Here is a 21,841-nt window from a genome sequence, read left to right as displayed (position 1 = left end):
ATGCAAGTGCGGACTGGCAAGGTCTGATTGACTAGCGGGTGCGAATCCCGCCTGGGTAAGCGTTAGCCACGCGCCCGGTATCGAGTGTTGCAGCGGCTGTATAAGACCGGTGGTCGAAATCAGTCGTTGAAGCGTACATAGAAAGGTAGTGAGGATGAAGCGATCGTAGGTGGCCCTGCGACGTTGAATGGAATTAGCCCCGAAATTTGGTAACTGTCGGATTCTGCCCAAGGTTTTTGCATACTGGAAGGCAATATCGGTTCAAGCGTCATCGGCGAGCCTGAATCGGAGACCCGGGGTCGGCGGCCCATTCGCACTACACAACCCGTCAATCAGGCAACCAGTGAGACCCTGAAGTTCTTGATCACTCGGCGATCTTCCAATCGCCCGTGGCCGAGTATGTCCTAGAAGTGGAATAAGCGACGAAGACAAATGACATTCAGGGAGTCGGATGACCGAATAGTACCGCTGAAGCTTGACGACCAATCAAGTGAAACGAAGTCGGGTAATACCGATCGAGGGAAGGCGGTCAGGCCAACACGCGCCCAAGACACAGAGTCGCCCACACGCAGTGGCGGGAGTTCGGTTCTGGATCGTCTTGAGCGCATCACCGAAAGAGCGACAACGCATCCCGAGGAGGTTTTCAATAATCTCTTTTCGCTGCTCAACTACGAGCTGCTCTGGCATGCGTTTCGCCGACTCAAACGAGGGAAAGTGCCGGGTGTCGATGGACGCACGGTGGAGGACTACGAGGAGAATCTCAAGGGCAATCTCTTGAATCTTCTGGATCGCCTCCATCGTGGCAGTTATCGACCTAATCCCAGTCTGCGGAAGAACATTCTCAAAGGGCATGGGAAGACGCGACCACTGGGAATCGCCTGCGTGGAAGACAAGCTCGTTCAGCGAGCGATTGTCATGATTCTTGAACGGATCTACGAAGTCGACTTCTACGACTTCTCGTATGGATTCCGCCCCAAGCGATCTTGCCACCAAGCGCTCTCGGCACTCGGTCGAACGATTGCGACCGAGAGAGTGAACTGGGTCAGTGACGCCGATATCAAAGGTTTCTTTGATAACGTGTGCCATGAGCGACTGCTGGAGCTGTTGCAAATTCGCATCAGTGATCCGCGACTGCTCGATCTGATCACCCGCTTTCTCAAGAGTGGCGTTCTGGCCGATGGCAAACTGGAGGCAACCGAAGAGGGCGTCCCGCAAGGTGCGAACCTCTCTCCGCTGCTGGCCAACGTGTACCTGCATTACGTCCTGGACAACTGGTTCGAGCGTGATGTGAAGCCATGCCTGCAAGGGCAAGCGTCCCTGATTCGGTATGCAGATGATTTCATCTGCTGTTTTGAATTGGAGTCGGACGCGCGGCGATACCAAGCGGTCCTGCCAAAACGATTAGCCCGATTCTCGCTGTCAGTCGCCGAGGAGAAAACGAAGTTACTCCGATTCGGACGCTTCGCCCGGCGGGATTCCAACCGTCAGGGTGAAGGGAGCCCAGGAACCTTCGACTTCCTCGGATTCACTCACTACTGCGGGCGCAGCCGCGCCGGGACGTTTAAACTGAAACGGAAAACATCGGGGAAGAAGTATCGTCAGAAGCTCCTGGAGTTGCGTCGTTGGTTTCGCAGCCAGTTGGACGTACCGATCGGTGAAATGTGGACGACCCTGAATGCGAAGCTTCGCGGCCACTATCAGTATTACGGTGTCAATGACAATTGGCCGATGCTGATGGCTTACCGCAACAAGGCGCGCGTGATGGTCAAGCGTCACTTGAGCCGTCGCAGTCAGAACAGCTACGTGAACTGGACGCACCTGGATCGTTTGACCGCACGCCATCCCCTTGCCAATCCGAGACGTTTAGTCGACCTAATCGCGATGTCCCGTGAACGAGGGAGTGCAGTGTGACAGGTGTTGGCTGGGAGCCGGATGCTAGAAAGTGGCACGTCCGGATCTGAGAGGGGCCGGAGGTCAATGAGGCAGGGTTAGAATATTGTGACACCACCACAGGAAACCGGTGGCAAACAGGGAACACAAACCCTAACCTAAACCGAAGAGACCCCGGTCTACTCGCCCGGAGCGGCGGTGGCGACGTTTCTGCAAGTGGTGAGTCAACTCCCGCTGATCGCTGACGTTCCCCGATCGAATTGCTACATCCGCACTACAGCCAAGCTCAATACACGAACCAGCATATCCGCGTCGTTCAATTCAAAAACAGCTCTCAACGGAGGACGTTCAATAACCCTCAATCCTTCCGCCAATGGATTGGAGTGCTGAATCGCATCGTCACGAAGATCGCGGTCGATCTGATGCGACGCTTTGTTGACTTTGGGACTTCGACCACACGCGAACCAAATCTCACCGAGTTCACGCTTCGCTGAGGCGACCCTTACCACGGTCCGCTTCGTCATTTCGAGCAATCTTCCGATTCGATACGCTTCCATATGTCGTCTAAGCTTGACCCGGTTTCTTCGGTCGCAGATCGCCTCTTCGCTTCTGCAATCTCACTTTCCGTGATTGGTCGTGAAAAATACCCGATGCATCGCCCCCCATCGTCAAAGAGTTCGATCGCTTCGTCGGAACGTAGTATCCTTTCGGCTTGCTCACTGCTGACTTCGATTCGCACCATTTGATGTCTCCCTGGCTTGACGGCGTAGCCCATTATAGGCTGGCTGTTGCCATCAATCGATCCCCACGGGTATGGCTGGCTTCGCGATGATTCCGATAGTGAAATGGGCGTTTGGCGATTCCTTAAAGAGACGGGGAACCAACGGATGTAACGGATCGGCGGAGTCAGATTGATCTGACCATCGCAATGTCGTTCGCCGCCAACTCGTTAGTCCTTATCGTTACCCTACTGAAGAAACATGGCTCCAGCTTCACGCGATGATTGGAACACGCTTGAGCCACCGGAGGTTCGTGAGCCGCTCGACTACTGCGCGTCCTTTGACATCCGCCGCGAAGGTCAATTGTCCGCTGGGCTTATCCCAGAGTGCATGGAGGACAAATGGTTCATCTACCGCGATGGTGACTGGCTATACCTTCACCGCAGCTGGACCGGGACACTGATCTACTGGCTGAAACTTGACTTCCACGCGCAATCCATTGTCGTCTCTGAATCATGGGTCAACCGCGAATCAGAACAGTACTCCTCGACCGACACTGCGTACGATCGGGCCTTGGTCGACTACCTGATTCGTGGGTTGCTGCTCAAGGAACAGATTCCATTTCCAATGCCGAAGATGCCGGGAATCCGCGGATTGCTTTTCAAGCTCGCTGGGAAGGCTATGATGTTTCAGCATTCGATCATGGGGTCTAGCAACGTCCCGACTCGTACGGTCGATGACTCAAACGGCGGATAACCAATAAGAATTTGACATCGCGTGAAAGCACGGCGGTGTTGGCATTGGTTCTCTATCGATCTTGAAGAGGGGCTGGCTATTTGAGGGACGAGCCGATGCTCAAGTTTTCTGTTCAAGAAGGCCGGTCGCGTGATGCCAATGGGCGGCAGTTTCGTAGGCTCGGTGGATTGGGGGCAACTCGCTCATGGCGACGGTGGACCTCGTGTGGCCAGTCGAATGTGCTCGACCCATTGGCCATCACTGCCGGTTTGAACGTGAAAGTGACTTCAGGCTGTTTGCCGTCGTTGATGTGGAGGATTCACCCGACCGAATCGAAAGCAGAACGCGTCATGCTTGGTCGGATAAATCCTCCACACCAACGAAGCATCCGAAGCGTGGGTTGGATCTTCGATCCTGGCCGGCGGTCCGTCATCAATCGCTTTGCAGTCTCTCACAGAGGCACGAAGGCACGGAGACGAGATAGCAATCGGTCGACGGTGCGGTAGTGTTGTTGCCTGCACGTTGCGTTGCCGAGAAACTCCGGCATCATCGGATCAGTTGGCGGGATTTTGTAGCCGCAACGGACACGAAGAGCACGAGGGATGGATTTCGACGACCTCTCGCACCGCGTGTTGAATCTGCGATCGAGGTTTCTTGTGCGTTGGGCCCTGAGCTGCTTGGATCGGCGGCTCTGGCGTGTGGCATCGACGGCGCGACAGGTTTACAGCACCTTTTCGGCCACGATTCGCTTGCGGAACGGGGTGCAGGTTTCCACGTACCATTCGCCATCGCCGTTGTCTTTGTTGATCAGGTATTCGAGGATCAACATCAATCGATATGGCTTTTCGGCTTGGCTGTCGGCCAGGATCACCTCGGCCATCTGGCGTCCGTAGTGGCTGTAGACTCGAACCGGTCGGTCCAGGTACCACTTGTGATCGGGGGAATATTTGACCAGGTCAGTGACGGTGGAATCTTCTTCGTCAGGTCCTGGGCCACCACCACCGTTTTCGGCAGCTGCGGCGATTTGGCGTTCTCGTTCTTCGCGGGCTTGTTGGTAGCGTTCTTCGAGCGGCATCGTTTTCAAGTAACGATTGACGTAGCTCTTTTGTAATTCCGAGGCGTAGATCTTGTTTCCTTGGCTGGCGACACGAACAAATTGGCGGGCAAAGTATTCGGCCTGGCCACCCAGCGTTTGCGTCTTGAAAGTTGCCCGGGCGATCCCCCAGGAGCCGAACAGCACGGCCAGCAGGATGCCAATCCGGGCGGCCGTGGTGCCCACCGGAATTGATTGGGAATCGCTTTTGCGGAGCGCATAGATGCCGAACAAGATGGATGCGATTGCAACGGCGACCATTGGTAGGGCGACGATTGCAAACCCGCTCAGCAGCGCCAGCAACAGGGAAACGAATCCAGAAACTCGAAGCGGCGAATCGTCAACCTCTGCCTCATAGCCGGCCTCGCTGCTCATCACAGCGCCGAGGGAACGTGGTGGAGTCGTTTCAGTTGTCATGGGGGCAGCGGAAACTCAGGATGGGGAAAAACGGGGCTGGGGACGTGCGAGGGGCTGTCGCTGGGGTGGAAGGAACGCGCAGCGTAGACCGAAACACTACGCAAACGAGGCCGAGAAGGTTTGGTGGATTGGGCCAGAAACCCAGAAAAACGAATGCCGTCGGGAGCAGCCGGAAATCTAGGCGGCGCGATTTTCCAGGCGTGGCTGGGCTTGGTCGGCCATCAGTTCGTGAATCATCGCCGCGGCTCGGTCGGTGGCCCCGGGTTTGGCAAACAGTTCACTTAGCCGCGCGAGCTGCTGTCGTTTTTGTGCCAGATAATCGCCATCGCCCAGCATTCGGCCGATGGTTTGCACCAAAAATTCGACGGTCGCATCGGGTTTACCGACGGAGACCATTTCGGGAAACGGGCGTTCGCCGGATTGGCCGATCGAACTGGAATCGGGCATCAGATTGGGCAGCGTCATGCTGTCGACTTTGACCACGCATTTGCCGAACGCATACAAAAATCGACCGACGCGATAGACCACCGCGGCAGGGGTCTTGCGGGCCATCAGTTCTAGACTGACCGACCCGCTGACCATCATCGCACATTGGGAATGATCAATGATTTCGCTGGTGGAGTCCAGGTAAAAGTCGATCGGCAGCTGGTGGTCTTCGTTTGACAGCGACGCCTGGCAAAATTCAAGTTGTTTCTCGCGATAGGCTGCGACGGCAAAACGGGCTCGCGGGTAACTGACCGCCAAGCGACGGATCGCGGCCAGCATGATCGGCCAGTTTCGTTGGACTTCATGGCCACGTGATCCCGGGAGCACAGCAACCGTGGGGCCATCGCCGGCGGCCAGACGCAGTTCGTTCAAGGCGTGGTCGTCCAAGCAGGCTTCGTTGACGGCATCAAAGAACGGATGTCCGACGTAGGTTGTGGGGACGCCGTGCATCCAAAAGAAACGCTCTTCGATCGGCAGCACTGCCAGTACATGGTCGACCGTCGCCTTCATCTTCTTGACCCGCCAGGCTCCCCAGGCCCACAACTGCGGTGGGCAGTAGTAGAAGACGGGGATCCCATGTTTCTTGGCGCGTTTGGCGATGTGCCAATTGAATCCGGGGAAATCGACCAGGACCACCGCGTCGATGCCGCCGCGGGCAAACACCGCTTCGGCTTGATCGGCAAACGCAAAAAATTGGCGCAATTTTGGCAACACTTCCAAAATGCCAACGACCGCATGCTGCGTCAGGTCCAGATCAACCTCGCAGCCGGCACTGCGCATCAGTTCGCCGCCAAAACCACGAATGGTCAGGTCCGGGCGTGATTGCAGCAGTGATCGAATCAATCTTGCGGCATGCTGGTCGCCGCTGGGTTCACCGACCGAGAAATAAATCGTCTTACTCATTCGGTAGTCAATAGCCGGATCTGCTGCTCGGCGTCAAGTGAAAACCGTCGACGAATCAGCCGCGCGATGGTCGCAAATTGCTCGGGATCTTGCACCACCGCGCGGACCCCCAGTTCCATCATGCGGAGCGGCAGTTGCGCCGCAGTGGCTAGCAACGGGTCGTCGATCGCAGCGATTTGCAACACGTCGGGACGGCCAACCCCGATCTGAGCCACACTGAGCGCCACCGCATCGAGATTGCCAAGCGAGACCTGCCACAGGATGGCGACCAGTTCCTTTCCGGCGATCGCGGCTCTCACCTTGGGCCCTTCCACCGACTGGACCCGTACCAGCGGTGCCGGCCCAAGGGCACTGTCAGACCGATCCGCAGTGAGCGACCGCGGCCACAGCGCATCGTGCGGTTCGCCCGCGGTGGGCGCATGCTGGAATGGTCCCACGAAGCGCCGCGCTGCGTCACACCAGCGGCGACCCGATTCACAGACCAACAACAGGCCTTGTCGGTCGCGCGGTGATGCGAAGCCCCCGGCACTCACGATGACGCTTCCGAATCGATTGATTCGAGTTTGCGCAGCAGTCGGCTGCGTGACAGATTCAAACGCCGTGCCGCCTCGGCACGGTTGCCATCGGTTGCCGCCAGCGTGCGGCGAATCAGATCAGCCTCGAACCGCTCCACCGCTCGATCCAAGTCGATTTCCTGCTGGGCGACCGGAATCGCTTCGTTGGGCCGATAGGAACGGACCGCGAGCGGCAAGTGTTCCACGCCAATCACCGCCAGGGGGCAACTGCGGAGGGCATGCCGGATGGCTTGGTCCAATTCGCGCAAGTTGTCGGGCCAAGGATAGATCACCAGCGCATCAAGCGCCGCGCGCGCCAGTCGATCCGCGCTGCCTTCACCGGCGGCGCGGCGACGATCGAGCATGGACGTTGCGATCAGAGTGATGTCATCGACGCGTTCGGCCAACCCGTACAGCGTGATCGACAATCCACACAACCGATCGGCCAGTGTCTGGTTGATACCAACTGGGAGATTTTCATGCAGCCGAAAATCGGTTTCCGGTTGCGACTGCGCTGACGTGGCGTCGGTCACCGTTGCCGACCGGCCGGCGATTGCGATCAATCGCATTCGTGTTCCGAACTGGCTCAGCAGTTCGGCCATTCGCTGTTGGGCCTCAATCGGCATTTCATCAATCTGGTTGATGATCGCGGTCGATGTGGTTTGTTGGGAATCACTTAAATGGTGCAACAACGGTCCCAGGCTGGCGTCCAGCAGTTCGGGATCCATCAGCGGGCCGTCCACAATCGCCACCGGTTCGCCGGCCGCGGCACGCTGGTGCACCAGGGTCGCGACAGACGGGGCGAAACATCCCGCCGGCGACAGGATCAGCAAGTCGCTGCGAAACGAACCGGCCATTTGAAGTTGCGTTTGCATCCGCCCGGCAAGGCGCGAATGGCCGACGGCCACGGTATCGCCGATGCCCTGGTGATGACGCCGCCAGCTATCGAGCTGTTGTCGCAGCAGAACCGCCGATTCCACACCGGGTTCGGGCTGTTGGTCGGCAAAGCGGCCGCCGATGGCGAGGGTGATCGCCGTTTCGTCGTCACCGAGTCGCACAAAGCGAGTGTCGATGGCAGCCACACGCTCGACGTTGCCGCCACGCCAAGCGGGTTGGATCAACAGCGATGCAGATCCACGTTGGGAAAAACCCGGCGGCGGCGCCAGCGACGCTGCCATGTAGTCCAGCGGATCGTCAGAGATGCTCGCGCCAGCGACGCACAGGCGACCGACAAGAGATTCCGGTTCCAATTTCAACCAATCCCCCACGGCCGCTGATAGAAACAGCAAACGCCCGTCTGGATCAATGACCCAAAACGGTGCATTCGACTTGTCGATCAAGCGGCTAAACGGACGGATTTTTGTGCTGGCTGACATCGTCGCCATCTTAGCCGGTCAGGCTGGGGGCGTTCAGAACGTCCCGCGTGAAACTCAAAACCGGCGTGAACTAAACAGCGCGGCTTAAAACACGTCCAACATAAAGTGGTGGCCGGAGTGGTAGCGGCGATTGCTGGGGTAGTAGTTGTGCCAGCGTTTGTTGTAGACCGGAATCCGCATCTCGGGCACGTAGCGGTGGTACATGCTGTCGGCGCTCTTGAAGTACTCCTGCCCATAGAAATTCTGGGGGTAGTACACGTAGGGATAGTGATAGAACCGATCCCAGTCGCGGGTGCTGCTGCTGCCGCCCCAGGCTTGGCCGTAGGCGCGTTGGTCGGCCGACACGTTGTCAGCCATGGTGAAGGCCGATGCCACCATGACGGTGGCGATGATCAAATGACGAAGCATTCCTGCTCTCCCCCTTGTCGGCCCTCTCCGGAGACACACCTAATGGGTGGTGTCCAGATTCGGCGCTGTGCATTGGTCGTTTCAAAAGTGTCCGCCGATGCTGAAACTTACGGGCGATTCAAGCATCGGCTCCTGGGCATATCAGCCCGGATCTTCGGTCGTATCGGCAAAAATGGATGGATGGGTTGAGTCGATCGTGCCGGGAATTCAGGGAGAATCGATTTGAGTCTTCTCATAGAGCTTGGTTTGCACCTATTATTGGTTAAATCGCCCGCCGAATTTCCCCTGCATTCGACACCAACCCACCAGCGACTCCAGTGCGTCCTTTGAAAAAACTATCTCGCGACAGACTCATGCGTTCACATTTTCAGCGAGGCGCGCTGCTTGTTTGGCTGTTGGCCGGATGGATGGCCGTGCCTGCAGCGGCGTGTCCGTTCTGTGAATCGGTTCAGCAAACCATTCGCCAGCAATCACTGACGATGGACGCGGTGGTGATCGCATCGAGCTTGGATAGCGATCTGACCAAAAATCTGACCACCGGCGTGGTCAAGATGAAGGTCGAAGTGGTGATCAAAGGTGGCGATCATGTGAAGGTCGGCCAGACCGTTGACGCGATTTATTACGGCAAAGTGGACGTCGGCCGTCGGTTTCTATTGTCCGGCGTTGACCCGCCCAACATCCAGTGGTCGACGATGCCAGTCACGCCCCGCGCCGAAGAGTACATCATCAAAGCCAGCAAAATCGATAACGACGATCCCATCGCGCTGCTACGGTTTTATCGCGACTATTTGGAAGACGAAGAACCGTTTCTGTTGCGAGATGCCTATGACGAATTTGCATCAACACCGTATGAGGTGATCCGGAAAATCGGTCCAGAGATGGACCACGATCAATTGATCGAGTGGGTCAAGGTCCCCGAGATCGGAGCCGACCGCAAACGTCTGTACTTCACAATGCTGGGCGTCTGCGGCAGCAAAGCGGACCTGCCGATGCTGGAAACCATGCTTCGCAATCCGGCCAAAAGCGTCACCGGCGGGCTCGACGCATTGATCGCCTGCTATTTGACACTGGCCGGTGAAGAGGGGTTGCCGCTGATTGACGAACTGTTCATTGCCAGCAACAAGACTCCGTTCCCACAAAGCTATGCGGCGATCATGGCGATTCGTTTTCATGGCACCGAAGGCGATGTGATCCCACGCAGCGCGCTGGTCGAATCGCTGCACAAGGTTTTGGACCGCAGCGAGCTGGCCGACATGGTGATCCCGGATTTGGCGAAATGGAAAGACTGGAGCCAAATCGATCGATTGAAACGGTTGTTCAAAGACGCCGAGAAAGACAAAAACTGGCTTCGCGTCCCGGTCATCAATTACATGCGCGCCTGCCCACTGCCAGAAGCCGAGGAAGCAATCGCGGAGCTGGAAAAAATTGATCCCGACGCTGTTCGACGCGCCAAGACCTTTTTCCCCGTGCCCGTTCCGGTGCGTGCCAAGCCGTCCGACGGCGCAGCGATTGAATCGCCAACATCCAAACACTTAGTGGGCCTGAATTCGGTGCCCAGCGGTCCCACCCAGCCGGGCATGCTGCCGCCAGTGGTCGCAAACCACCGCTACGCGGCGGTGATGCCGGAAGTCGCCAAACAGGTGGTGCTGGACGTTCGCCCCGAAATCGGCAATCCGGCGATCTTGGCCCAGACGGCGAACCCCTGGGACCTGAGTTACGTACTAACGACCGCACTGGCAACGATCATTCTGATCTTGTTTCTGGTTCTGACCGGCGGATCCGCAACAGGAGCAATCTCCGGCGCCGAGGCATAGGCACTGTGAACGTAGCTGTGCAGAACTGTAGCTGGCCACGAGGAGGCCGGTGAAGACGGATCCCGTTACTTTGTTGCAGTGTTTTTTGCAGCGGCGCCACCGTGTTGGGCTTCGCTGCCAGCCCGTTCCACGATCCAGATTACGATGGCCACTGATCTTCAAATGTCTGCCTCCGCCGATGAGGTGGATTTTCCCTATCGTGCGCTCAGCCGCAGTGCGATTGCGGCGTTTGTTTTGTTCCTGGTCGGCTTGGTCGGATTGATCCCGCCGTTCGAAGCGATGCTGGCATTGGCCTTGCTCGGTGTGATTCTGGCGTTATTGGCGATTCGTTCCATCCACCGCTACCCCAATGAATTTGGCGGGATCGGATTGGCAAAATTTGCTCTGCTGGCCAATGCATTGTTGCTGGTCGGCGGCATCTCGCTGCACAGCTACGTGTACCTGACGGAGGTTCCACCGGGACACGTGCGATTGCCGTTTTACGAATTGAAATTTGATTCCGAACCGGATCGTCCGACTCAGACGGCGGTGGAGGTCGACGGCAAGGATGTGTTTTTGAAAGGCTATATCCATCCCTCCAGCGGTGGCGGCATGTTGCGCCAGTTTGTGCTGGTCGGCGATTTGGGCACCTGCTGCTTTGGTGGGCAACCGAAAAGCAGCGAGATGGTGGAAGTGACATTGACCAACGGGCAAACTGTTAAAGCCGGTATGACGCGTCGCAAACTGGCTGGCAAATTCACCGTCAATAAAGTTCCCCGAACCCAAACCGATTTTGACAACGCCGTGTTCTACCGGTTAAAAGGGGACAAGGTGAAGTGATCCATTCCCCAGGCAATCCGCAAGATGAACCAGAAATCACACGCATGGCACGTTTTTCCACTTTTGGCCGCCGTGGCTCTGTTCTCGCTTGCCGGCATTGCAACGGCTCAGGATCCCGTGCCGGCCAAACCCAAGGTAAAGCCGCGGTTGAGTTCCGAGGCGCAACTGGCCAAAGGTGAAATCAATTTTGATGACCTGCAGTTCGACATCGAAAAAGACGCTCCGTTCAAGAAATCGATGTGGACCGATCGTCTGAAAAAGATCAACGGCAAGAACGTCAAATTACGCGGCTATATCTTGCCCAGCACGTTGTTTCACGAAACGGACATCAAAGAATTCATCTTGGTCCGTGACAACCAAGAGTGCTGTTTTGGTCCCGGTGCCGCGCTATACGATTGCGTGGCAATCAAAATGGTGCCGGGCGAGACCACAGATTTCACCACCCGCCCGGTGACCGTTGAAGGCAAATTCGTGCTCGACGCGGAATCCTACCGCTATCCCGAGGGCATGGCGCCCAACGGGCAGACCCACATGGCCATCTTTCGAATCGACGGAAAAAGCGTCGAGTGACATCCGTGCAGTAGTGTTTGGATATACTCCTGGTTTCTTCCTGCCCCACGGAACCTGTGAGTTGTGCCATGTCCGAACTACCGCCTCAGATTAATCCTCACGCAGCTCCCCGCCCGGTTGCTGCTCGATCGGTCGCAATCGACACCGATCCCAAACCCTCCCGGCCAGCCGGATCGAGTCTTCCGTCCGCTGCGGTGCGTGCCGAAGATCATGTCACGCCGGGCACCAAACTGCACGTGCTGATCGGTAGCCTGGTGGGGTTGGGCGGCACAGTGGTCGGGCTGTTGGTCCTGACGGCGGTCACGTTTGGCGTCGGGTTGATCGGCGTGCTGATCGCTGCGATTGCTTATTTCTTCAACCAAAAGAAACAGCGGGCGATCATCGACGGAAGTGCGCTGAAGGTCGGGGCGAACCAGTTTCCGGCGATCGACAAACTGGTCAAGCAGACGGCACAGCGGTTGGGGATGACCGATATCCCTGACACGTACATCTATGAATCAAGCGAGCAGAACGCGGCGGCCGTAAAGACCAAAGGCAAGCGGGTGGTGCTGTTAACCGACGACATGATCTGGGGAGCGATGACAACCAAGGACACCAAGGTATTGGAGTTTGTCATTGCACATGAATTGGCGCATCACCAACTTGGTCACACCGGACTGATTCGCAGCACGATCACCGCCGCCTACAAAACACTTTCTCGGCTGGACGAGTTCACCTGTGATGCGGTTGCCAGCGCCGTGGTGAACAACCCCGAATCGAGTGCGCGAGCGATCGCCCTGTTGGCAATCGGGCCGCAGTTGTTGCCCAAGGTCAACGTCGAAGCGATGATGGCGCAGGCCCAAAGTGTCGTCGACAACCCGGTCTCCAAGAAGGCTGAGAAATCGCTTTCGCATCCACTGCTGCTGCGCCGCATGGCACGCGTTGCCGGTGTGCCCATGAAATGCTGAAAACGAGTCGGGCTCGGTAGAGAGCTTAATGCAGACCGTAGCGGCTCATTTTGTAGTGCAGGGTGCGGACACTGACACCCAGCAACTTGGCGGTGTTTTCACGATGGAAATCAGAAGCGGCCAAAGCGGTTTCGATGGCCTCTTTCTCGGCCGCTTCGGTGGCTTCGGCCAAGGTGCGAACGACCGTGGTGCTATTGTTCGCCGGGACGCTCAGTTCAGGCGGTAAATTGGCAACGTCGATTTGACTGTCGACTTGGGTGACCACCAAGCGTTCGATCACATTGCGCAGTTGGCGAACGTTGCCGGGCCAATTGGCCGCCACCATGACATTCATCGCTGCGTCGGTGAATTGTTTGATCGGGCGTTTGTGACGGCTGCAAAAATGCGCCACGAAATGTTCGACCAATAGCGGGATGTCGTCGCGTCGTTTCCGCAGCGGTGGAATCGTTAGCGGAATGATGTTCAGCCGATAATACAGGTCATCGCGAAAGGTTCCCTCTTCGATCAGCGCCAGCGGGTCTCGGTTGGTTGCGGAAACCAGTCGCGCATCGGAGCTCAGCAGTTCTTCACCGCCGATCCGAGTGAACCGGCCGGTTTCCAGCACGCGCAACAAATCGACTTGGCTTTTGGGCGGGATTTCGGTGACTTCATCCAGAAACAGGGTGCCACCGCGGGCCTGTTCAAAGCAGCCGGGTTTTTGCCGGGCCGCACCGGTGAAGGCGCCTTTTTCGTGACCGAACAGCTCGCTTTCCAGGAGGGTCTCCGGCAGCGCGCCCAGATTGACGGCGACGAATGCGCCGCCGGCGCGACTGCTAAGATCGTGCAGCGCCCGGGCGATCAGTTCCTTGCCGGTTCCGCTTTCGCCCTGAATGAAGACCGTCGCATCGGTGTCAGCCACCTGCCGCAGTTGGGCAAACAGTTCCTGCATGATCGTGCAGTTGCCGATGATCTCGGAAATCGCACCGGCGTCGGCTAACCGGTTTCGCAGTGTTTTGTTTTCGCGGCGTAATCGGCCATGGTCCAATGCCCGATCGACTTGTTGGCGAATCAGATTCAAATCGACCGGTTTGGTGATGAAGTCAAACGCCCCGCGGCGCATTGCTTCAACCGCTGTTTCGACGGTGCCGTGAGCGGTGATCACCAGTGTCGTTGTTTCCGGGGAGCGCTCTTGAATCAGCGAGACCAGTTCCAGCCCGTCGCGATCACCTGGCAAACGGACATCGGCAATCACGACCTGGTATTGATCGGCGTCCAGTCTGTCGAGTGCTTCATTGACATTGCCCGCGGTGTCGACCGCATCGGCCGAACCAGCCAGCCCCTTGGCCAGTCCGCTGCGAATGTGGGGTTCATCGTCGACGACCAGGATCCGGGTTTGATCGGACATCAGCTGGTTTTCCTATTGGTGACAAGCGGTTCGTTGCAGCTGGCGCAGTGCAGCGCACCGAGTCCCCACACCAAATCATGGCAATCGACACCGATGGTTTCGATGGCCGGCGATTGGTTTTGGGCGAGTTGTCCCAGCAAGCCGATCGCGTGCTGGTCACTGGCGTCGTTTCGAAACGTGGGCACCAATAATCGGTCGGGTCCCAATCGCAGGAAATTACAGTAGCTTTCCGGCACGCGTTGACCGTCGATAAAACGGGCCGGTGGGATCGGCAGCCGATGGATGCTGACCTTGGGATCGGTGGTTTTGGCCCAGTCGCTTAGCAATTGAAAATTGGCTTCTAGGCCGGCATGGTTAGGATCCTGGGGATCATCGCAGACCGCCACCACGATCGTTTTGGCATCAATGAAGCGAGCCAGTTGGTCGATGTGTCCGTCGGTGTCGTCGCCGGCCAAACCGCCGCCGTCGACCCAGATGATCTCGGTGGTGCCGGTCAACGATTCCAGGGTCTGGCTGATCTGCTGGCGAGACCAGCCCGGATTGCGGGTGTCGGTGACCAGGCAATTGGACGTTGTCAGCAATCGCCCTTGGCCATCCCATTCCAGTGCGCCGCCTTCCACACACAGATCCGATGCGATCCGCTGGCGCCCGCTGTGGCGGATGATTTCTGCGGTCGCGGCGTTGTCGGCATCCCAGGGCGGGTATTTTCCGCCCCAAGCGTTGTAGCGCCAATCGATTGCGGCCGGTTGGCCGGCGTCATCATGGACAAACGTGGGGCCGTAATCGCGCATCCAGCAATCATTGGTTTCGATATCAAACCAAAGTGCATTTTCGATGCCGTCTAGTTTAGCGGCGGGCCGCAAGCTCGAACTGCCGATCACGTGTACCGGAACAACAGCAGCGATCAGTTCGACAAAGCGGCGGAAACGATCTGGAATGGTTTCAAATCGTCCCGGCCAGGTGTCGTGATTGTGCGGCCAAGCGATCCACACGGCGCGCTGCGGTTCCCACTCCGCTGGGACTCGTTTCATAGTTGCTGCCGAACGGAGACTCGATTACTCGATCTTGATTTCTTCTTTGACCTTTTGAACAAAGTGAGGCGACTTGCCGCCCTTGCTGAGTTCTTTGGCGCGTTTGTCGGCTTCGCCTTTTTTATCAAAATCAAAGACGGCGACGCGTTTGAGGTTTTGGCTGAAGACACCCCAGTAGAGTCGCATCCGAACATTTTCTGCCGTCTTGGTGCGTTTGCTGGATTTCTTCTTCTTCGACGCGAGCGCCTTTTCGGCGGCTTCCGCCTCAGCAGCTTTTTCGGCTCGGCTGACGACCTTACGGGCCATGGATGGTCAGGGGCTAATGGGTGGTGGTGAATCAGGTTCAGGCGGCCAATGGGTGCTCGAAAACGAGTTCGATTGCCGCGACAGAGTCTATTTTGGCCCCGTAGAGTAGCAACAACCGTTTCGATTCGCCACTCCCGTCCCACAATCGGGCCGTCGATTCTGGGCGGAGCGGTCTGGGCGGGGCCGATTTGGCAGGCCCACAGGGCCCCGGTTGGTGGTGCCGCAGATCAACCACAAGCCGGATTTTCCACGGTGATCGACCACCCAAACGGAGGATCTGTGAAAATGATCGCTACCCGCGGACGGTTCTGTCGCGTATGCTTGCTGTTTAACAGGAACACTCTGTCGTGTGTCAGGCAACGCGTTTGCAGGGCTGAGAGCACATTTACCGGGCTTACCGGTGACGGAGTTCAGATTTAATAGATCGGAGATTAGCAACGATGCAGGTAAGTGTTTCGGCTCGCCATGGCAGTCTTCAGGCCGGTGACCAGGAGTTGATTCAAGAGAAGGCTGCAAAATTGCGGCGTCTTTATGACCGGGTCAACGCGATTGAAGTCACCGTCGATCTCGAACACACCGATAAACCTGGCGTTGAGATCCAAGTTTCCATCGAGCATGCCGAGGAATGCGTTGCCACCGCCGAAGCGTCGACGGTGATCGCGGCGCTGGACATGGCGATCCCCAAAGTGGAGCAGCAGCTCCGCCGGATCAAACAAAAAAAGACTGGTCACCGTGCCACCGGTCACAAACACATTGAAACCCCGATCGACGACGAGTGATCGATTTCGCTCGTTGTCGTCGTCGAACCACTCATTGAAAATTCCACCCCATGAAGTTTGCAGATTTCATCAGCACCAAGTCGATCAAGGCTGAACTCAAAGCAACGACCAAGGACCAGGCCATTGAAGAGCTTGTCCAGTGCTTGCTTGATTCCGGCGAGATCGACGCCGATCAACGTGACGATATCGTCGCCGCGATTATGAAACGGGAAGAGCTCGGATCGACCGGTATCGGTCGTGGCGTAGCGGTTCCCCACACCAAACACCCCAGTGTTCAAAAACTGGTCGGTACCGTCGGCGTCAGCGAAGAAGGCGTGGACTTTGATTCACTTGACGGAGAACGCGTTCAGTTGTTCTTCTTACTGATCAGCCCTCCCGAGCGGCCCGGTGACCACCTGCGGGCGCTGGAGAACATTTCGCGGCAGTTGCGTGACGAAACGTTTTGTCGCTTCCTGAAACAAAGCAAGTCGGCTGACGACATTTCGCAGTTGCTACAAGAGGCCGACGACAACCAGTTTGCCACCGGCTGATTCTGCCGCCGCTGGTCCTATGCCGCGGATGCTTCGCGCATCCGCACGCTCATCAACCCACCCTACATTCCGTTCCGCTTTTTGCATGTCGAAAGTGCTCCGTCGCACCGTTGTTGTCAGTAATCCCCAAGGGCTGCACGCGCGTCCCGCGGATTTGCTCGTGCGGATGGCCACCCAGTTCGAATCGAACATTCTGATTGGCCGCGGCGGCGAAACCGTCGATTGCAAAAGCATCCTATCACTACTCACACTCGGTGCCGCTCTCGGCACCGAGCTGTCCGTCACAGCCGAAGGTGACGATGCAGAAAACGCGATCGATTCGATCGAGCAGTTCTTTCTTCGTGGATTCGATGAACCCGGTTTCGAAGCCGCCGGTTCCGATGAAGTGACCGAAACGGATTCCACATCCTCTGCTTGATTCGACTTTTCCGCCGGCCGCTGCTTCCCATCATCTGACAGCTACCCACCGCACAACTGTAAACAAATTCACTCGATGGATCGGTCCGACCTGCCCGAGCCTCGCTGCCCGGTGCGCATGATCGCTAACAAGCGTCTGCCAGAGCCGCCGCCAATTGGCGATGCGGATCTTGTCGCTGTTGCTTGTTCCGCTAGCGATCGGCTCACCGCGCCGCCACCGGCAGACCGCCGCCGTTTCATCGATCCACGATGGTCGAACTGCAAGGCATCCCCGTCTCACCAGGGGTCGCGATCGGCCCAGCATTAGTGCTGGACGCTGCCGGTTACCGTATCCCTCGTTCTCTCCTCGCCGCTGATGAAGTGGACGTGGAATTCGCTCGTCTGCGCGATGCCGTGGACCGAGTTTCAACGCGGCTGGAATCCAATCGCTTGGAAACCGCCGCCGTCGCCGGCGAACACACCGGCGATATTTTTGCCGCCCAGCTGCAAATGCTGCACGACCCTCGGCTGCAAGCCGAATTGCGACGCCGCATCCGCGAGGAAAACCAGTCAGCCGCCTACGCCGTCAGCCGTGTCCTGCATAACTATGCCGAAGCGCTGCGACGGTTGGACAACCCGCTGTTGGCCGATCGCGCCGAAGACGTGCTGGATATTGAAAAGCAATTGCTGCTGTGCTTGGGCGCCGTTTCCGATGGCCCGCTGGCTGATTTGAACGAGCCGGTCATCATCCTGTCACACGTGCTGACGCCCAGCGAAACCGCCAATCTGGATCGCAAATACGTTCGCGGATTTTGCACCGAAACCGGTGGCCCCGGTGGCCACACCGCGATCGTCGCCAAAGGCCTGGAATTGCCAGCCGTTGTTGGCATCGGCAGTTTTCTTGACCGCGTCGGGGATCACACCTGCGTGATCGTCGACGGTGATCGTGGCCGAGTCATTATCGATCCCGATGCGGAGACACTGGCCAGTTACAAACAGCGTTTGAAAGAACGCCGCTCGCTGACCGCGCGTTTGTCTGAGCTGCGTGACATGCCGGCCGAGACGATCGACGGCACGCCGATTCGTTTGAGCGCGAACATCGAATTCCCGCACGAAACCACCACCTGCATTGAGCGTGGTGCCGACGGCGTGGGGCTGTACCGAACCGAATTTTTATACCTGTCCAGCGCCGAAGAACCCAGCGAAGAAGACCACTACCAGGCCTACAGCCAAGTGGTTCGGGAAATGGAAGGCCGCCCGGTGGTCATCCGCACGCTCGATTTGGGCGCCGACAAAATGGGCCAACGCCCGTTGGCCGAACAGGAACACAACCCGTTTCTGGGGCTGCGTAGTATTCGCCTGTCTCTGCGAAACCTGGACCTGTTCCGACCGCAATTGCGAGCGATCCTGCGGGCCGCGGTGCATGGTGACATCCGTGTGATGTTTCCGCTGATCACCACCATTGGCGAACTGCGCCAAGCCCGAATGTTGTTGAATGTGGTTGCCGAAGACTTGGAGGAGTCGGGGACGCCGCACCGCAGCAACATCCCGGTGGGCATGATGGTGGAGGTTCCCGCGGCGGTGATGATGCTGGAACGATTTGCCGAAGAAGTCGATTTTCTGTCGATCGGAACCAACGATTTGGCCCAGTACACATTGGCGGTCGATCGTAGCAACGAATACGTGGCCGACCTGTACCAGTCCAGTGACCCGGCCGTCCTGCGACTAATCGCACGTTGTGTCGAAGTTGCTGCGGAATTTGATCGCCCGCTTTCGATCTGTGGCGAAATGAGCAGCAGCCCGGCGCGCGCGCTGCTGTTGTTAGGAATGGGTGTGCGTCACTTGAGCGTGCCGCCGTCATCCCTGTTGCGAGTCAAAAAAGCGATCCGCTCGGTATCGATCCAGCAATGCGAAAAGATTGCCCAGCGCGTGATGAAGCTCGAAGCGGCACGTGACGTGGATCTGTATTTGCTGGACCGGCTTGGCGAGTACGTCCCGGAGCTGATCGTGACCTAGCTGGATGTGACCCCGGTCGCCGAACCTGGAACAGCCACACCCCTCATCAAAACACTCCCTTTTCATGTCCCTGCCTGAATCTCCAACCGATCCGACGCCACTCGAATCGGCCGACACGCCGTCGGCCGAACCGTTGCGTTTGCGGTATCGGATTCGATTCGCCAAAACCGGCTTGTTGCGTTGGACCAGCCACCGCGACTTGGCGAGGTTGTGGGAGCGGATGATCCGGCGGGCTTTGCTAAAGCCATCGATGACCGAAGGTTTCAATCCGAAACCTCGTATCAGCTTTCCTTCGGCATTGGCACTGGGGATCAGCGGCGACAACGAAGTCGTTGAACTGGATTTAGCCGAACGACTGACCGCCACCGAACTGCTGCAGCGGTTGACCAAAGACGACCAACCGGGGCTGGCGATCCAGAGCGTGCAAATGCTGCCCGAAGGTTCCGGGAAAGCCAAATTAAAACACACCGATTACATCATCACGGCACCCGATCCCGAACTGGGGGCTGCCGAGCCGAACGCGGTCGACATTCAGTCCGCAATCGACGAACTATTGAACAAACAACAGGTCACGGTGACCCGCAAAGACAAACCGCTGACCGTGAACGTTTCGGAGCAGATTCTTCGGCTTCGATTCGATCATCAAATCGACCTTTCTCTTGCCGCCAGTGATGCGGCGATCCTGAAACCAACCGACGTGTTGGATCTGATCGGTTGTTCCGATTGGATATCAAATGGGTCACAGATCACACGTACAGAAGTGGTTTTAAAACGTGAGTTTGAAACCGCGGATCCCGAATTTTTAGCAATCGCAAACCAAACGCCGCACGACGGCGAACCCACCCAAGAGGTGCCCACATGAAACGCGAAATGTTGATGAATGTGCTCCAACCCGAAGAGAGCCGCATCGCAATTTTGGACGATGGCAAACTAGAAGAACTCTACGTTGAACGCAAAAGCGTCGAAGCCTTCGCCGGAAATATCTACCGGGGGAAAATCGTCAACCTGGAACCGAGTATCCAAGCCGCCTTCGTCGACTTTGGCGTCGGTCGAAATGGATTCCTGCACATCAGTGATGTCGAACCCCAATACTTTCGCCAAGGCGGATACGATCCCGAAGAGATCAAACGCGAGTCCGATGAAATGGCCGAGGCCGCTGCCAAGCGCGCCCGCGAATCCGGACGTGGCCAAAAACGCGCCTTCAAAGGCGGACGACCACGCATCAAACCACCGATTCAAGAGATCTTTAAACGCGGCGACGAAGTCTTGGTCCAAGTGATCAAAGAAGGCATCGGCACCAAAGGTCCCACACTCAGCACGTACATCTCGATCCCCGGTCGCTACCTGGTGTTGATGCCCGCGCTCGAACGCGTCGGTGTCAGCCGCAAGATCGAAGACGACGACGATCGTAAACGACTGCGACGTTGCCTGTTGTCGCTGAACCCGCCGAAGGGCCTGGGGTTCATCGTCCGTACCGCTGGTGCCGGACGCAGCGAACCAGAACTCGGCCGGGACATGGACTACCTGACGCGTTTGTGGAAGACAATTGTGCGTCGCGTGAAAACCGGCAGCCAACCCGGTGTGCTGTACGAAGAAAGCGATCTGATCATCAAAACGATCCGTGACATCTACAACGATGACATCGACCAAATCGTGATCGACGAGAAAGAGGCCTACGAGAACGCACGCGATTTTCTGAAGATGGTGATGCCACGCGTCGTCGATCGGTTGAAGTTGTACGAAGGACCGATGCCCCTGTTTCACAAGTACAAGTTGGAAGAGGAAATCGTCAAAATCCACCAACGCCAGGTCAAACTGCCCAACGGTGGATCGATTGTGATCGACCCGACCGAAGCCTTGGTCGCCATCGACGTCAACAGCGGCAATTTCCGCAGCGACGATTCCGCCGAAGAGAACGCGTTCCGATTGAATTTGGCGGCGGCCAAAGAGATCGCCCGGCAGTTGCGACTGCGTGACCTGGGAGGGGTCATCGTCAATGACTTCATCGACATGCGAAAGGAGAGTCATCGTCGCAAAGTCGAACGGGCATTGCGCGACGCGATGGCCGGTGACCGGGCGCGGACAAAAATCCTGCGGACCAGTCCCTTCGGACTGATCGAAATGACGCGGCAACGGATTCGCCCCAGTTTGAAACGCAGCATCTATCAGGACTGTCCATGCTGCGAAGGACGCGGGTTGGTCAAGACGGCCGAAAGCATGTCGATCGAAGTCGTGCGGATGCTCGCTTTGGCGATGAAGAATGAACACATCGTGCGCGTCACCGTACGCGTCAACGATGCCGTCGCGGCGCACCTGAACAACCAGAAACGGCGCAGCGTGATGGAGATGGAAGACACCGGCAAAATGACCGTTCAAATCCTTGGCAGCGAAGGGCTCTACCCCGAGCACATGGACATGGACTGTCGCGACTGCCAAGGCGAACGCGTCGAAATCGATTCTTAGTCGCTTGTCCGTATCGCAATCCGAAACGCAACTTTTAAAGTTGCGTTTTGGCACGGGGCACGGGGCATTGGGTGTCCCAACCCGACGCGTCAGTTTTGAAGTTGCGCTTTTATCGCAACCCGACGCGTCAACGAGGGGTTTAGCCGGTTGATGGGATCCCTTGCTTACGCGCTTTGAAGCCAGCGCTTATGCAATTCACTCTCCC

At 57.4% G+C, this 21,841-nt stretch carries 20 protein-coding genes; 12 read left to right on the top strand and 8 right to left on the bottom strand.

What is annotated here, in order from left to right; translation table 11 throughout:
* Nucleotides 1-432 precede the first annotated feature (432 nt).
* Both ltrA and NHH03_RS17805 read left to right on the top strand, forming a co-directional pair.
* A complete protein-coding gene (gene ltrA / locus NHH03_RS17810) occupies nt 433-1,911 on the top strand; it encodes a group II intron reverse transcriptase/maturase (protein WP_261364337.1) in 1,479 nt (492 codons plus the stop codon).
* 959 nt (nt 1,912-2,870) lie between these two features.
* A complete protein-coding gene (locus NHH03_RS17805) occupies nt 2,871-3,365 on the top strand; it encodes a hypothetical protein (RefSeq protein WP_253158341.1) in 495 nt (164 codons plus the stop codon).
* A 700-nt stretch (nt 3,366-4,065) separates the two neighbouring features.
* On the opposite strand, the gene NHH03_RS17800 is transcribed toward NHH03_RS17805, so the two are convergent.
* From NHH03_RS17800 to NHH03_RS17780, 5 genes are all read right to left on the bottom strand, one after another.
* A complete protein-coding gene (locus NHH03_RS17800; protein ID WP_253158340.1) occupies nt 4,066-4,854 on the bottom strand; it encodes a hypothetical protein in 789 nt (262 codons plus the stop codon).
* A gap of 177 nt (nt 4,855-5,031) precedes the next feature.
* Nucleotides 5,032-6,243, bottom strand: coding sequence for a lipid-A-disaccharide synthase (lpxB, locus tag NHH03_RS17795; protein WP_253158339.1), 1,212 nt, complete (start codon nt 6,241-6,243; stop codon nt 5,032-5,034).
* Nucleotides 6,240-6,776 (bottom strand): hypothetical protein, encoded by a 537-nt coding sequence (locus NHH03_RS17790; RefSeq protein ID WP_253158338.1) that lies wholly within the window; start codon nt 6,774-6,776, stop codon nt 6,240-6,242. The genes lpxB and NHH03_RS17790 overlap by 4 nt, the downstream gene beginning before the upstream one ends.
* On the bottom strand, nt 6,773-8,173 hold the full coding sequence (locus tag NHH03_RS17785) for a helix-turn-helix domain-containing protein (RefSeq protein ID WP_253158337.1): 1,401 nt from the start codon (nt 8,171-8,173) through the stop codon (nt 6,773-6,775). The genes NHH03_RS17790 and NHH03_RS17785 overlap by 4 nt, the downstream gene beginning before the upstream one ends.
* 84 nt (nt 8,174-8,257) lie before the next feature.
* Nucleotides 8,258-8,551 carry a calmodulin-binding protein gene (locus tag NHH03_RS17780; RefSeq protein ID WP_253158343.1) on the bottom strand — a complete coding sequence of 98 codons (294 nt, stop codon included), beginning with the start codon at nt 8,549-8,551 and terminating at the stop codon, nt 8,258-8,260.
* A gap of 383 nt (nt 8,552-8,934) precedes the next feature.
* On the opposite strand from NHH03_RS17780, the gene NHH03_RS17775 reads away from it, so the two are divergent.
* The 4 genes from NHH03_RS17775 to NHH03_RS17760 all read left to right on the top strand — a co-directional run bounded on the left by NHH03_RS17775 (nt 8,935) and on the right by NHH03_RS17760 (nt 12,731).
* Nucleotides 8,935-10,395, top strand: a complete 1,461-nt coding sequence (locus NHH03_RS17775; protein WP_253158336.1) for a hypothetical protein — start codon at nt 8,935-8,937, stop codon at nt 10,393-10,395.
* 162 nt (nt 10,396-10,557) lie between these two features.
* On the top strand, nt 10,558-11,214 hold the full coding sequence (locus tag NHH03_RS17770; protein WP_253158335.1) for a DUF3299 domain-containing protein: 657 nt from the start codon (nt 10,558-10,560) through the stop codon (nt 11,212-11,214).
* A gap of 24 nt (nt 11,215-11,238) precedes the next feature.
* Complete coding sequence (locus NHH03_RS17765; protein WP_253158334.1) at nt 11,239-11,784, top strand: DUF3299 domain-containing protein; 546 nt, start codon at nt 11,239-11,241, stop codon at nt 11,782-11,784.
* A gap of 68 nt (nt 11,785-11,852) precedes the next feature.
* On the top strand, nt 11,853-12,731 hold the full coding sequence (locus tag NHH03_RS17760) for a M48 family metallopeptidase (protein ID WP_253158333.1): 879 nt from the start codon (nt 11,853-11,855) through the stop codon (nt 12,729-12,731).
* A 25-nt stretch (nt 12,732-12,756) separates the two neighbouring features.
* On the opposite strand, the gene NHH03_RS17755 is transcribed toward NHH03_RS17760, so the two are convergent.
* The 3 genes from NHH03_RS17755 to NHH03_RS17745 are packed head-to-tail and all read right to left on the bottom strand — an operon-like array spanning nt 12,757 to nt 15,452.
* The gene (locus NHH03_RS17755) at nt 12,757-14,118 is read right to left on the bottom strand and encodes a sigma-54-dependent transcriptional regulator (protein WP_390895588.1); all 1,362 of its coding nucleotides are present in this window, start codon (nt 14,116-14,118) and stop codon (nt 12,757-12,759) included.
* Nucleotides 14,115-15,146: an agmatine deiminase family protein gene (locus NHH03_RS17750; RefSeq protein ID WP_253158331.1), complete on the bottom strand. Its 1,032-nt coding sequence runs from the start codon at nt 15,144-15,146 to the stop codon at nt 14,115-14,117. The genes NHH03_RS17755 and NHH03_RS17750 overlap by 4 nt, the downstream gene beginning before the upstream one ends.
* 24 nt (nt 15,147-15,170) lie before the next feature.
* Nucleotides 15,171-15,452 carry a hypothetical protein gene (locus NHH03_RS17745; RefSeq protein WP_253158330.1) on the bottom strand — a complete coding sequence of 94 codons (282 nt, stop codon included), beginning with the start codon at nt 15,450-15,452 and terminating at the stop codon, nt 15,171-15,173.
* Nucleotides 15,453-15,892: 440 nt separating this feature from the next.
* Here NHH03_RS17745 and hpf point away from each other — a divergent pair, with 440 nt between their 5' ends.
* From hpf to NHH03_RS17715, 6 genes are all read left to right on the top strand, one after another.
* Nucleotides 15,893-16,231, top strand: a complete 339-nt coding sequence (hpf, locus tag NHH03_RS17740) for a ribosome hibernation-promoting factor, HPF/YfiA family (protein ID WP_253158329.1) — start codon at nt 15,893-15,895, stop codon at nt 16,229-16,231.
* A gap of 50 nt (nt 16,232-16,281) precedes the next feature.
* Nucleotides 16,282-16,761: a PTS sugar transporter subunit IIA gene (locus tag NHH03_RS17735; RefSeq protein ID WP_253158328.1), complete on the top strand. Its 480-nt coding sequence runs from the start codon at nt 16,282-16,284 to the stop codon at nt 16,759-16,761.
* Between the two features lie 85 nt (nt 16,762-16,846).
* On the top strand, nt 16,847-17,179 hold the full coding sequence (locus NHH03_RS17730) for an HPr family phosphocarrier protein (RefSeq protein ID WP_253158327.1): 333 nt from the start codon (nt 16,847-16,849) through the stop codon (nt 17,177-17,179).
* 248 nt (nt 17,180-17,427) lie between these two features.
* The gene (gene ptsP, locus NHH03_RS17725) at nt 17,428-19,173 is read left to right on the top strand and encodes a phosphoenolpyruvate--protein phosphotransferase (protein WP_253158326.1); all 1,746 of its coding nucleotides are present in this window, start codon (nt 17,428-17,430) and stop codon (nt 19,171-19,173) included.
* 64 nt (nt 19,174-19,237) lie between these two features.
* The gene (locus NHH03_RS17720; RefSeq protein WP_253158325.1) at nt 19,238-20,035 is read left to right on the top strand and encodes a TIGR03936 family radical SAM-associated protein; all 798 of its coding nucleotides are present in this window, start codon (nt 19,238-19,240) and stop codon (nt 20,033-20,035) included.
* Nucleotides 20,032-21,636 (top strand): Rne/Rng family ribonuclease, encoded by a 1,605-nt coding sequence (locus NHH03_RS17715; RefSeq protein ID WP_315861465.1) that lies wholly within the window; start codon nt 20,032-20,034, stop codon nt 21,634-21,636. Before NHH03_RS17720 ends, NHH03_RS17715 begins: the two co-directional genes overlap by 4 nt.
* The last annotated feature ends 205 nt before the right edge of the window (nt 21,637-21,841 follow it).

It is taken from the genome of Stieleria tagensis, assembly GCF_024129865.1.
Taxonomy (GTDB): Bacteria; Planctomycetota; Planctomycetia; order Pirellulales; family Pirellulaceae; genus Stieleria; species Stieleria tagensis.
The sequence above is the reverse complement of the archived record's forward strand: the minus strand, read 5'-3'. Positions and strand labels throughout refer to the sequence as shown.